This is a genomic window from Microbulbifer mangrovi (assembly GCF_002009015.1).
In the GTDB taxonomy this organism is placed as follows: domain Bacteria; phylum Pseudomonadota; class Gammaproteobacteria; order Pseudomonadales; family Cellvibrionaceae; genus Microbulbifer; species Microbulbifer mangrovi.
The window spans coordinates 1-11,717 of sequence record NZ_LZDE01000233.1 but is presented as its reverse complement, the minus strand read 5'-3'; the positions used below and the strand labels follow the sequence as shown (position 1 = coordinate 11,717).

Here is an 11,717-nt window from a genome sequence, read left to right as displayed (position 1 = left end):
GTCGCCGACGCAGCTTACAGGGAAGTATCCACAGCGGTTTCGAAAGCAGGTACCAGGTGCACCGCCGCCACCGGGACACCTAAGAGCACAGACTTTCGGAGCCTGATTGAATTCCCGCTCAAAGAGAGTTTAAGAAGGTCTTCACTGCTGCTCGATCATTGGCGCTCAGCGCTTCGTAGTTCAATCGGCTCTGAGTAGCCTCGCCGCCGTGCCAGAGAATCGCCTCATCCAGTGTCCGCGCGCGACCATCATGCAGGTAACGGACGTTTTGCTCACCGCCCTGTACATACTTGAGGCTGCCCAATCCCCACAACGGCGCCGTACGCCAGAGATTTCCCGAGGCATCCCCCTGAGCCAGAGAATCTGCTAAATCCGGCCCCATATCGTGTAACAGCAGGTCGGAATAGGGTTTGATCTGTTGATTGCGCAATTCCGCCAGCGGGTGTCGATCCGACGTGGTGAAAGAAGCCTTGTGACATGCAGTACAGCCCGACTCAGTAAATTTTTGTTCCCCCAACGCAATTTCTGCGGGATTCACATCGTGCTCCGATGATACGCGGATCCCGTCCGGATAACCGCTGCGCAGGCTCCGTTGCGCCGGCACACCTAATAGCGCCAGATATTGCTGCATGCGCGTCAGCTCATTTTCAGACACATGCGTATCCAAACCCGATACATGGCAATTGTCATCACTGTGCTGACAGTCCCTCAGCGGATACACCGGTGAAGTAACACCCATGTCCTGTACCAGCGCCTCCGCAACCTGATGACGAAGCCCCGCCTTTGCCGCCTTCCAACCAAAGCGACCGAGACGCAATTCACCGGTCTCCGGGTCTTCGACAAAATTCGCACGGCCGCGAATCCCATCATTGTTGTGGTCATCCGGGTCTGCGTTGGCCAGGATATCCGCTTCGTCAATGGCCTCCAGTAATCCAAGCCCGATAACCTGCGGTGCCTGACGCACGGAAAAGGTTTCCGGTTCCGGACCGGAGAATTGATACAACGACTTTTGCAGTTCCACCTGGGTGCCATCGCTCAGTGTGCGGTACTGGGTCTGCATGGACTGAACACGAACAGTGTAATCCGTCGCTGCGTCATCCAGTGACTGCTGCTGAATATTGAAGCCATAAACCGAATGGGGATTGCCTTCGCCGTCACCGGTCAATACAGAAAGCGTATCGAGGGCTTCCCCCACAACCATCGGTGCACTGCGACCATTCTGTATATGACAACCAATACACCGCTCCTCATTGAAGCGGGGCCCCAGCTGATTTGCATGCGCGCTGAAAACCGGGTTTTCATTGGGAAATTCCGAATGCACCCCATCGTCGAATGAGGTGTGGAAAAGTCGCCGACCTTCAGCGAAGCGCTGACTGTTTGCGATACCAATATTATTGGCCATCTGCTGGAACATTCGCATCGGCTCTTCGGAATAGTTGTAAGAAATACTGGTATCGCCGCCGAGCAGAGTTTCCGGCGGGAGCGGCTCCGAGTCGAGGTTCGGCTGGATACCGTACCAGGGACGCATGCCTACACCGACCACGTATAGCTGCTCAAATGAGTAATAGCGTTCACCACCGCCATCGATGACCGGCGTCAGCAAACGGGGGGCGGGCGCGAGTTCGATCTTGTCCCCGACCTTGAGCGGACTGTGCGGGTCGGTACGCCAGTTCGAATCCACCTCCATAAAGCAGTCCGGCAATCCCGCGTGACACAGCGGTTGACCGCTCTCGTTGGGATTGTTGAAACCGTAGTTCAGCGACCAGCCAAATTCCGTCACTGTTGGATCGAGTACATTGCGGAACAAACTAAACGTGGTTCCATAGAAGGAGCCGGAATTTACATGCAGGAAGAATTGCACCCTGTTGCCACCGGCGGCCACATTATCGCGAATCTCCAGGCCAAAGGTGCGGTTCTGAAAATAGAAAGGGGGGAAAGTAAGGTATCGCCCGGGCTGCACATCCTCCCAGTCCCAGGGTTCGCCCCGCTCCCGCGCATGGCGCTCTGTGGGGCGCGCGCCCATCAATGTAACCAGGGTGCCATCGGGCTCGGTGTACTGGATCTGCTCAATGACATCCAGCCCCTCTGGGAACAAGGGTACATACGCTGCCGGCTCGGAAGACTGGCCCTGCGCTTCCTCAATCCGGACTTCGAACAGAGAGTATCCCCAGGCGTTGCCATCGCTGGGCTCCAGCGCCATCAACCGCACGTGGCGATAGGTCCCCGACAGATCCAGCACATCGGTGCGATCGCCGAACACGCCGTCATTGCTACTTGCAAGAACTGACCATTCTGCACCGTCACTGGATCCCTGTACCTGGTACCGCTTGGGGTTCGCAGCCTCCCAGTCCAGCTCGATTTTTCCCAATACCACCGGCTCCCCCAGATCGATACTGATCCATCCCGGAGACACCCCGTGATCGGATTCCCAACGCGTGTAACTGCTACCATCAACAGCTCCCGCTGCCGCACGCAGTTCACTACTTGCGGTAACAGGTTTGTTCAATGCCAGGTTTTCCGCAGCTGACAGTGGAAGGGAAATAAGAGTGAATGCGCATGTCACCATACGCAAAAGGGTGCCATACAGGCACCGCCGATTCTGAAACATTCTCATCACGCATTTCCTGATTTATCGCTTTATTGGTTTGTATTTTTTTATTTCGACCGAGTGCCGCGTGTCGAATACCGCAGCGATAAAATAAACGCACGATGTCCAGCAGTTGTGTCCCACCTTTGGACGCGCAGGCAATTGGGAGCATTAGGAATAAATATGCGACGGAAACGGTAGCAGTGCACAAATTGGCAAGGAGTGAGTTGCCAGTGTGGCCGTCACACCTTGCAACACAAAAAGTGGGATCCGGTAAGTATCAACGCCAATTGCCCTCACTTGCCGACCACACAAGCACCGAGCGGCGTCTCCAACACCTATAATTTTCTTTTGCGAAAGCTTGCCCAAGGGCAAAGAAAGGAAGAGATACCAGGTAAGACGCCATGGCACAGGCACTGCCCCTGAAAGCCTACAGAATGGGAATAGATACCCATGAAGAGCCCATCGTGTTTATGCGCAAGGACTGTGCCATTTGCCGTGCCGAAGGCTATACCGCCAATACCCGGCTCCAAATCAAGGCCGGCAACCAGACGCTAATTGCCACACTCAATACCGTTGCCGAGAAAATTTTGCCGCAGGGATTCATTGGTTTTTCCGACAGCGCCTGGGAATTCCTAGACCTGCAGGAAGACGTATTGGTACACGTGCACCACTCTCCTCTGGTGCCATCCCTCAGTGCCCTGCGAAAGAAAATCTATGGTAACCGCCTGAATACACTGGAGCTCACCAGTATCATCCGCGATATCGGCAAACGTCTGTATTCAGACATCGAAATTGCCAGCTTCCTCACAGCCTGTGCCGGAGGGCGCCTCGACAGTGCTGAGACCACTGCGCTGACCACCGCTATGATCGACAACGGCAACCGCCTGCACTGGCCCAACTACAAACGCATCTTCGACAAGCACTGTATCGGGGGGCTGCCCGGCAATCGTACTACGCCAATTGTTGTGGCGATCGCCAGTGCTGCAGGCCTGGTAATTCCCAAAACCTCCTCACGCGCAATCACCTCCCCCGCCGGAACTGCCGATACCATGGAAGTACTGACCAACGTCGACCTGTCTCTGGAGCAGCTCCGCAACGTCATCACCCGCACCGGTGCCTGTCTGGCGGCAGGCGGGGAAGTCGGATTGAGCCCCACCGACGATCTGCTGATTCGTATCGAGCGCGCGTTGGATCTGGACAGTGAGGGCCAGTTGGTAGCCTCGGTACTTTCCAAAAAAATGGCTGCGGGTTCGACCCATATCCTGATAGATATGCCGGTGGGTCCCACCGCAAAAGTGCGCAATCAACAGCAGGCGGAAAGACTGCAGTCACTGTTTCACGCGGTGGCGTCCGGGCTTGGTGTCGAGGTTCGCTGTGTGCAAACCGATGGCACTCAGGCAATTGGCTGGGGTATCGGGCCCGCGGAAGAGGCACGCGATGTGCTGAGTGTTTTGCACAACGAAGAACACGCCCCCGCCGACCTTACACAGCGGGCACTATTTCTCGCCGCGCAACTCCTTTGCATGGCGAGTGACATCAGTGTTAAGGAGGCGTACCAGAACGCCCGGGAAATACTCGAGTCCGGCAAGGCTTTGCAGCAGTTCCTCAATATTTGCGAAGCCCAGGGCGGCCTTCGCAATATTCCCAGCGCCAGCCACCATATCGAGCTACGCAGTAAATGGGGAGGTCGCTTGCGCAGTATGGACAATCGCCGCCTGGCACATCTGGCCAAGGTTGCCGGCGCCCCCTCCTCCCCGGAGGCCGGTCTGCGCCTGCAAGTAAAAGTGGGGGACGACATAAAGGCAGGCCAGTCACTGGCAACGCTTCTGGCACAGACACCGGGAGAGCTGGCCTATGCAAGGGAGTACTTCCATCAGAACCGGGACCTGTTTGATGTGGCACCAGTGGATAGGCCACCCGCGGACTGAAGGGAATCACCAGGAGCACTGCATATGTCCCCCCCTGTTCTGTTTACCCTGGAAAAGACGCTTCCACTCCTGGCGCCTCTGCGCACGGGGCTGGATGCGGAATGCGGCGCGCTGGAGGCGCGAAACTTCCCGGATGGAGAAACTTATCTGCGGGTTTTATCCCCGGTCAGCGGTCGCCAATGTGTAGTACTCGCCAATCTCCTGCAGCCGGATGCCAAAATTCTCCCCCTCCAGTTTCTCTCCCATACCCTGCGCGCGCAAGGCGCCACCAGTGTGGGGCTGGTGGCGCCCTACCTCTGCTATATGCGCCAGGATAAGGTATTCAACCCGGGCGAAGCCGTGACTTCACGTATTTTTGCCGGAGTAATCTCTTCAACCTTCGACTGGCTGGTGACCGTCGCCCCCCACTTGCACCGCTACCACAACCTCAGCGAAATTTATTCAATCCCGGCGCTGGCCATTTCCGGTATGCCCGCATTGCAATCCTGGATCGCCTCACAGGCCGATGCACTTTTGGTTGGACCGGATGCTGAGAGCCGGCAGTGGGTGGAGACGCTGGCGAGAGCAACGGGCCTGCACTTTGTCGTGGGTAAAAAGCAACGTCGTGGCGACCGCGATGTACAGGTATCGCTGGCAACTGGGAACAGTATTTCCGGGACGACCGAAGCGATCATCGTTGACGACGTCATTTCCAGCGGCCATACCGTACTGGAAACCATCTCCGCTCTGCAGCGGGCCGGTGTAGAGAAAATTTCCTGTGCAGCTGTACACGGGGTATTTGCTGAAAATGCAGACCGGAAAATACTGAACACAGGTGCAGACCAGCTCGCAGTGAGCAATAGCATACCCGGCGATTACTGTACCTTTGACCTGTCGTCATTATTGGTTCCCGCGATTCACAGAATACTTGCGGAAATCAATCGCGGAGACTGCGGAGACAAGCAACCATGAATATTACTTTCCTTGGCGGCACCGGCACGGTTACCGGCTCGAAATTTTTGGTCAGTGTGGACGAGGGGAAAACAGAATTTCTTGTCGACTGCGGGATGTTCCAGGGCTACAAGTGGCTGCGGGAGCGCAACTGGGAAGCCCCCCTGTTCGATTACCGGCATCTCAAGGGAATAGTCCTCACCCACGCACACCTCGATCACTCCGGTTATATCCCACGGCTATACCAGCTGGGTTACCGCGGTCCCGTCTACTGTCACCACGCAACCCGTGACCTCTGCTCGATTCTGCTGCCCGATGCGGGACATATCCAGGAAGAAGACGCGCGCTATTACCAGCGCCACAAAATCGGTAAGCACGCCCACCCACAACCCCTGTACAACGGCGATACCGCGGAACAGTGCCTGGCGCTTTTCCAGCCGGTGGGGTTTGACGAGAAGTTCACAATTGGCAGTGCAACACTGCAAATCCAGCCCGCGGGCCACATTCTCGGAGCCGGCAGTGTCATCCTCGACGCCGATGGCAAGCGGGTGGGGTTTTCCGGCGACGTGGGGCGACCGGATGACCTCATCATGCATCCGCCGCGACCATTACCGGCGCTCGATCTGCTGCTACTGGAATCCACCTACGGCGACCGCCGTCACCCGCAGATTGATCACGCGCAACAACTGGCAGAAATCGTCAATAACACCCTCGGCCGCGGCGGCGTGGTACTGATTCCGAGTTTTGCCGTGGGACGGGCACAGACCCTGCAATATCTGCTGCTGACATTGATGCGGCAAAAGAAAATTCCCAAGGTACCCGTATTCCTCGACAGCCCCATGGCCATCGATGCATCGGAGATCTATGCCCGCTATCCAGACCAGCACCGGCTGAGCGCCGCAAACTGCACCTTTATGTGCAGTGGCATCCAGTACACCCGTGGCGTCGATCAGTCCAAGGCACTGGAAAATATCCAGTACCCACACATCATCATCGCCGGCAGTGGTATGGCAAGTGGCGGCCGCGTGCTGCACCACATGAAGCGTCTGCTGCCCGATCACCGCGCGACCGTACTGTTTGCCGGTTACCAGGCTGGCGGCACCCGTGGGGCCCGCCTGCTGGCCGGCTCACAGAGCGTGAAAATTCACGGTGAGTACATCCCCTGCAAGGCGCAGATAGAACTTTTGGAAGGGCTGTCAGCCCACGCGGATTACGTGGAACTGGCGGAATGGCTTTTGCAGTCGGAACTGGAAGCGGGAACGCAGATTCAACTGGTGCACGGTGAACCCGACTCCGCCGACTGCCTGCGCCTCTACCTGCAGGACAATACCCCCTTCCGCGCTCGGGTTGCCGGTTATCGGGAAATTCTGCGCCTGTAAGTGCGGATAGCGGGGAAGGAATCTGGCGAACAAAAAAAGCGGCGCAACCGAAGTTGCCGCCGCTTTTTTACAGGTGCAGATCGCTGTTGGATCAGCCGGTGACGTTGCCGTAGCTCATCAGGCGCTGGTAGCGTTTTTCCAGCAGCTCATCCAGAGGCACCGCAGTCAACTTGTCCAACTGCTCGGACAGGCGATCGCGCAGGCGTGCGGCCATCAGGTCCGGGTCGCGGTGGGCACCGCCCAGCGGTTCCGGCAGCGTCTCATCCACAATACCCAACTCTTCCAGCACACTGGAGGTCACGCCCATGGCCTCGGCAGCCAGCGGCGCCTTCTCCACGGTTTTCCAGATGATATTGGCGCAACCTTCCGGGGAGATCACGAAATAGGTGGAGTACTGCAGCATGTTCAGCTGGTCGCCCACACCGATCGCCAGTGCACCGCCGGAGGAGCCTTCGCCGATCACCGTGCAGATGATCGGGGTACGCAGACGGGACATAACCGCCAGGTTCTTGGCAATTGCCTCAGAGATACCGCGCTCCTCACTGTCGATACCCGGATAGGCCCCGGGAGTGTCGATCAGCGTCAGCACCGGCATTTTGAAACGCTCGGCCATTTCCATGACGCGCTGGGCCTTGCGGTAGCCCTCGGGCTTCGGCATGCCGAAATTGCGCTTCACTTTCTCATTAACCGAGCGACCTTTCTCCTCGCCGATTACCGCCACCGGGCGGCCTTCGAGGCGGCCGATACCGGCAATAATCGCCTGGTCGTCACCAAAGTGACGATCGCCGTGCAGCTCGTCCCAATCGGTGAAAATGCGCTCAATATAGTCCTTCGCATAGGGGCGCTGCGGATGGCGCGCCACTTGTACGATCTGCCACGGAGACAGGTCTGAATACAGGGATTCGGTGAGCTTTTCGCTCTTCTCCCGCAAGCGGGTGATCTCCTCAGCGATATTGAGGTCGTTGTCGTCCCCTACATGCTGAAGTTCCTTGATCTTGCTTTCCAGTTCCGCAATCGGCTGTTCAAACTCGAGAAAACTGAAGTTCATTTAATTAGCGCCTTGATAATTCTGTGGGTCTGCCAAATGTTGGAAAATGCGACCAAAACACCCCAAATGGTCGCAAACAGACCCCGTCTACTGAAAATGGCGGCTAGCTTACCGGCATAGGACCACCCAGTCGAGTGCACAGCGCACCTACCCTTAACTCTGGTGTCCAAATTGCCCCAATTGCTGGCGAGGGTGCTGGCGAGAGCCAATACCCGGTCAATTCGAACCCGTTGGCTTCTGATTACTGCCGTTGAGTGTAGTTGAGCTGTACCCGCTCACGACCAACCACCTCTCGCAGGGACTGGATCAGCTGGTCGTTTGGCTCCACTTTCCACTCGTCAGCAAGCCGGAAAGTGCCGCGCGCGTCGCTGCGCTCAACTTCCACCAGGATCGGACAGCCGCCCCCGACGTACGGGCGCAGGCAGGCACTCAGTCGCTGCCCCATCTTGGGCAATGCCTGGGCGCTGTCGAGCTTCAGGGTCACGCCGATCACGCTGCCGCTGCGCAGGTCATCCAGTGTGGACACCCCGTTCACGCTCATCTTCAGGCCGCCACTGTAGTCGTCGTGGGAAATCGAGCCTTCCAGTACCAGCAGGGAATCTTTCACCAGCTTTTCCCGGTGCTCGCCAAATGCCTCGCTGAACACCGCCGCCTCGATGCGCGCACTGCGGTCATCCAGGGTGACAATAGCCATGGAATCCCCGCGCTTGGTCTTCATGACTCGCATGCCCACCACCAAGCCCGCGACCTTCTGGCTTTCGCGCCCCGGTTTCAGGTCCGCGATACGGGCCTTCACCAGATGCTTGAGTTCTTCTTCATATTCATCAATCGGGTGGCCGGTCAGGTACAGACCGAGGGTGTTTTTCTCTCCCTCGAGACGCTCGCGGATCCCCCAGGGGCGCGCGTTGCGGAAGTCTTCGTACACATCGCCGTCCGAGGCGGAGCGCACCACTTCCCCAAACAGGTCCATCATACCGGCACTGTCGTTCTTGCTCTGCTGCTCGGCAGACTTCACCGCTTCGTCCAGTGCGTTGAACAACACCGCGCGGGAGTAATCGAGACCGTCCACGCCGTTGGTATCCGGACCGATGCTGTCGAGTGCCCCGGAACGCACCAGGGCTTCCAGTGCGCGCTTGTTTACCTTGCGCGGATCGATACGGGAGCAGAAATCGAACAGGTCGGTAAAGGGCCCGCCCTGTTCGCGCTCGGCAATAATATTGTCGATCGGGCCTTCACCCAGCCCCTTGATGGCACCCAGGCCATAAATGATGCGGTTATCCACATCCACCGAGAACTGGTAGGTCCCCAGGTTGACATCCGGCGGCACCAGGTCGAGCTTCATCGCCCGGCACTCTTCGATAAAGGTTACGACCTTGTCGGTCTTGTCCATGTCCGAGGACATGGTGGCGGCCATAAACTGCGCCGGGTAGTGGGCTTTCAGCCAGGCCGTCTGGTAAGACACCAGGGCGTAAGCGGCGGAGTGGGATTTGTTAAAGCCGTAACCCGCGAACTTCTCTACCAGGTCGAAGATCTTGATCGCCAGTTCCGGGTCTACCCCCTGCGCCTTCGCACCCTCTTCAAAGGTCGCCCGCTGCTTGGCCATTTCCTCGGGCTTTTTCTTACCCATAGCCCGGCGCAACATGTCGGCGCCGCCGAGGGTATAGCCCGCGAGCTCCTGGGCAATCTGCATTACCTGTTCCTGGTAAACGATTACCCCGTAGGTGGGCTCCAGGATTGGTTTCAGCTTCTCGTGTTGATACTTGGCATCCGGGTAGGCTACCTGGGCGCGGCCGTGCTTCCGGTTGATGAAGTCGTCCACCATGCCCGACTGCAGCGGACCGGGACGGAACAGGGCCACCAGGGCGATCATGTCCTCAAGGTTATCCGGCTGCAGGCGCTTGATCAGGTCCTTCATACCGCGAGATTCCAGCTGGAATACCGCGGTAGTCTCGGCGCGCTTGATCATCTTGTAGGTTTCGGCATCGTCCAGCGGCAGCGCTTCGATCACCAGCGGCTCTTCGCCTTCGCGCGCGCGCTTCTCGTCCACCATCGCCTTGGCCCAGTCGATGATGGTCAGGGTTCGCAGACCGAGGAAGTCGAACTTCACCAGTCCCGCGTCTTCCACGTCGTTCTTATCGAACTGGGTAACCAGGCCAGCACCGGTCTCGTCACAGTAGAGCGGGGCAAAGTCGGTGAGCTTGGTGGGGGCAATAACCACACCACCGGCGTGCTTGCCCACGTTCCGCGCCACGCCTTCCAGCTGCAGGGCCATCTCCCAGATTTCCTGGCCTTCCTCATCGTTCTCGAGGAATTCCCGCAGTACCTCTTCCTGTTCGAATGCCTTTTCCAGGGTCATGCCCGGATCCGGCGGAATCATTTTCGAGAGTTTGTCCGCGAGACCATAGGATTTGCCCTGCACCCGCGCCACGTCCCGCACCACCGCCTTCGCGGCCATGGTACCGAAGGTAATGATCTGGCTCACCGCGTTACGGCCATAGTTGTCGGCCACGTAACTGATCACCCGGTCGCGCTTTTCCATACAGAAGTCGACGTCGAAGTCGGGCATGGATACACGTTCCGGGTTAAGGAAACGTTCGAACAGCAGGTCGTATTGCAGCGGATCGAGGTCGGTAATTTTCTGCGAGTAGGCAATCAAAGAACCCGCACCGGAACCCCGCCCGGGCCCTACCGGGATATCGTGGTCCTTCGCCCACTGGATAAAGTCCATTACGATCAGGAAGTAGCCGGGGAATCCCATCTGGATAACGATATCCAGCTCAAAGCGCAGGCGGTCTTCGTAGACTTTTTTACGGGCTTCGTAATCCGGCGCGGACTTGTCCAGGATAAATTCGAGTCGCTCGTAGAGACCGTCGAAGGAAATTTTTTCGAAGAATTCGTTCTCCGTCATCCCTTCCGGAATTGGGAACTGCGGCAGGAAGTACTTGCCCAGCTGAATCGGCGAGGAACAGCGACGGGCAATCTCTACAGTATTCTGCAGCGCTTCAGGGATATCCTTGAACAGCTCCTGCATCTCCTCGGGCGTGCGCAGATACTGCTCGGAAGAATAGCGACGCTCACGGCGCGGGTCATCCAGCGCACGGCCCTCACGGATACAGACACGTACCTCGTGCGCCTCGAACTCACTGTCTTCAATAAAGCGTACATCGTTGGTAGCCACCACCGGCAGGTTCAGTTTGCCAGCAAGATTCACCGCCGCATGCAGGTACTCTTCATCCCCCGGGCGACCGGTGCGCTGCAGCTCCAGGTAATAACGCCCCGGGAAAATCCGCTCCCACTCCTGCGCCAGCGTCTCCGCCTGAGCATTACGCCCCGCAATCAGCGCGCGCCCCACATCACCGTACTTGGCACCGGAAAGCATCAACACGCCCTCGGAGGCCTGCTCGATCCAGTCCCGCTCCACAAACGCGTGTCCGTGGTACTGGCCTTCCATCCACGCACGTGAAATCAGCTCGGTAATATTCCGATAACCGGTACCGTTCATCGCGTACAGCGTCAGCAGCGTCGGCTGCTCTTCACCGCCTTCCTTCAACCAGAAATCGGCACCGGTAATGGGCTTTACCCCGGCGCCCATACAGCCTTTGTAGAACTTTACCTGGCCGTAGAAATTCGTCTGATCCGTGATCGCCACTGCCGGCATTTCCAGCTCGGCGACACGATTGACCAGCGGCTTGATGCGCACCAGGCCATCAATCAGAGAGTATTCAGTGTGGATTCTTAAATGTACGAAGGGTTGGGTCATATTCTGTTCTATTTAATTTCGGCCCGGAGGTATTTTATGTAGAGCTCTGTTCCGGGAACGCACCGAGGGGCGGTAAGCCCTT

At 57.7% G+C, this 11,717-nt stretch carries 6 protein-coding genes; 3 read left to right on the top strand and 3 right to left on the bottom strand.

All coding sequences use genetic code 11. The features are described from left to right. Positions 1 to 118: 118 nt before the first annotated feature. Entirely contained in the window at positions 119 to 2,506 is a 2,388-nt protein-coding gene (locus B4U49_RS03420) for a di-heme oxidoredictase family protein (RefSeq protein ID WP_204902978.1), read from the bottom strand. 485 nt (positions 2,507 to 2,991) lie between these two features. Here B4U49_RS03420 and B4U49_RS03415 point away from each other — a divergent pair, with 485 nt between their 5' ends. The 3 genes from B4U49_RS03415 to B4U49_RS03405 are packed head-to-tail and all read left to right on the top strand — an operon-like array spanning position 2,992 to position 6,827. Further along, positions 2,992 to 4,518 (top strand): thymidine phosphorylase family protein, encoded by a 1,527-nt coding sequence (locus B4U49_RS03415; RefSeq protein WP_078083174.1) that lies wholly within the window; start codon positions 2,992 to 2,994, stop codon positions 4,516 to 4,518. A 24-nt stretch (positions 4,519 to 4,542) separates the two neighbouring features. Further along, entirely contained in the window at positions 4,543 to 5,469 is a 927-nt protein-coding gene (locus B4U49_RS03410) for a ribose-phosphate diphosphokinase (protein ID WP_078083173.1), read from the top strand. Next, the gene (locus B4U49_RS03405; RefSeq protein ID WP_078083172.1) at positions 5,466 to 6,827 is read left to right on the top strand and encodes an MBL fold metallo-hydrolase; all 1,362 of its coding nucleotides are present in this window, start codon (positions 5,466 to 5,468) and stop codon (positions 6,825 to 6,827) included. The genes B4U49_RS03410 and B4U49_RS03405 overlap by 4 nt, the downstream gene beginning before the upstream one ends. Before the next feature lie 91 nt (positions 6,828 to 6,918). On the opposite strand, the gene B4U49_RS03400 is transcribed toward B4U49_RS03405, so the two are convergent. Both B4U49_RS03400 and dnaE read right to left on the bottom strand, forming a co-directional pair. Next, on the bottom strand, positions 6,919 to 7,875 hold the full coding sequence (locus B4U49_RS03400; protein WP_078083171.1) for an acetyl-CoA carboxylase carboxyltransferase subunit alpha: 957 nt from the start codon (positions 7,873 to 7,875) through the stop codon (positions 6,919 to 6,921). A gap of 241 nt (positions 7,876 to 8,116) precedes the next feature. Then, on the bottom strand, positions 8,117 to 11,635 hold the full coding sequence (dnaE, locus tag B4U49_RS03390) for a DNA polymerase III subunit alpha (RefSeq protein ID WP_078083169.1): 3,519 nt from the start codon (positions 11,633 to 11,635) through the stop codon (positions 8,117 to 8,119). Positions 11,636 to 11,717: the final 82 nt, after the last annotated feature.